Raw genomic sequence first — 1,625 nt, 5'->3', positions numbered from 1 at the left:
GGTAGTGTAAATAAGTTTGTGTTTTTGGAAATAAATGGCTCCTTTTTGGTAAGAATTAGGATATGGAAATTCTTATCGAAAAGGAGTGTTTTTATGCCAGTAGCAAAGGAACAAATTCGACAGATTATCTCAGAAAACAACTTAAGCAGCGTCACCGATGTCTATGCCCTCCTTCGGGACAGTTTCAAAGACATCTTGCAGGAACTCATGGAGGCAGAGCTGGACGCCACCCTCGGTTATGAGAAAAACCGTAAGGGGGATTTACAGACAGACAACAAACGCAATGGGCATTCCCCAAAGAACCTCAAGAGCCAGTATGGGGAGTTCCAGATTGACGTGCCTAGGGACCGGAATGGGGAGTTTGAGCCAAAGCTGATACCAAAATACCAGCGCGACATCTCCGGGATTGAAGAAAAGGTGATCTCCCTGTATGCGCGGGGGATGAGCACCAGGGACATCCACGACCAGCTGAATGACCTGTATGGAATCGAACTGTCTGCAGAAATGGTCAGCAAGATCACAGACAAAATCCTCCCGCAGGTCAAAGAATGGCAGTCACGCCCCCTGAACCCGGTATACCCGTTTGTATTCATGGACTGCATCCATTACAAAGTCCGGGAGGATGGGAGGATAGTAAGCCGTGCAGCCTATGTTGTGCTGGGTGTGACGGCAGAGGGTTATAAGGAGATACTGAGCATTACTGTCGGGGCAAACGAAACGAGCAAGTTCTGGCTGGGAATGCTGAACGACCTGCATAACCGCGGAGTGAAAGATGTGCTGTTTTTCTGCGTGGACGGGCTGCCAGGGTTTAAAGAGGCAATACAGGCGGTATTCCCCAAAGCGGAGATACAAAGGTGCGTCATTCACATGCTGCGCAACTCATTCAAATATGTCAGTTACAAAGACCTGAAGAAATTTGCCTCTGATTTTAAAGCCGTCTACAATGCCCCGAACGAGTCGGCCGCCCTTTCAGAGCTGGAAAACATAAAAGAGATGTGGGGAAAGAAATACCCTTACGCCATCAGCAACTGGGAAAACAATTGGGAAGATGTCAGCTCTTTCTTCCAGTTCCCGGATGACATCCGCCGGATCATGTACACCACGAACATCATAGAAGGGCTGAACCGCCAGTACCGTAAAGTGACCAAGACAAAAAGCGTATTTCCCAGTGACACGTCCTTGGAGAAAATGCTGTACCTGGCGAGCCAGAATGTAACAAAGAAATGGACCCAGAGATACCGGAACTGGGATCAGGTCTTGAACCAGCTGATTGTCCTATATGGGGAACGTCTCACGGAATATCTGTAAAAAAGACCGGGATGGCAACATTTGAAAACCCTGCCATCCCAGCCTTATTCCATCGGCATTTATATTATTGCCAGAATATCCCATCCTTATTCCGGAGGCCGGGTGTGGGCAGAGCCCACGGAAAGGGCAATAATAAAATGCCTGTTTGCCATATAAAAAAACGAAAAAAATGTATAGGTTTCGTCTGAATGGTTATACTATAAATAGAAGAAATAATTCGACAGTCCCAAAAACATAAAACCGACAAAAACCTCTTACATATCTAATTCTTATCAGGAAAGTCTAAAATCCATAGACACAAGATTTTTTACAGCCTC

General features: G+C 46.3%; 1 protein-coding gene. It reads left to right on the top strand.

What is annotated here, in order from left to right; translation table 11 throughout:
• Positions 1–93: 93 nt before the first annotated feature.
• On the top strand, positions 94–1,308 hold the full coding sequence (locus NFR99_RS15205) for an IS256 family transposase (RefSeq protein ID WP_120436736.1): 1,215 nt from the start codon (positions 94–96) through the stop codon (positions 1,306–1,308).
• Positions 1,309–1,625 lie beyond the last annotated feature (317 nt).

It is taken from the genome of Hominisplanchenecus murintestinalis (assembly GCF_943193015.1).
Lineage (GTDB): Bacteria > Bacillota > Clostridia > Lachnospirales > Lachnospiraceae > Hominisplanchenecus_A > Hominisplanchenecus_A murintestinalis.
This window is presented reverse-complemented; position numbering and strand designations above follow the sequence as displayed.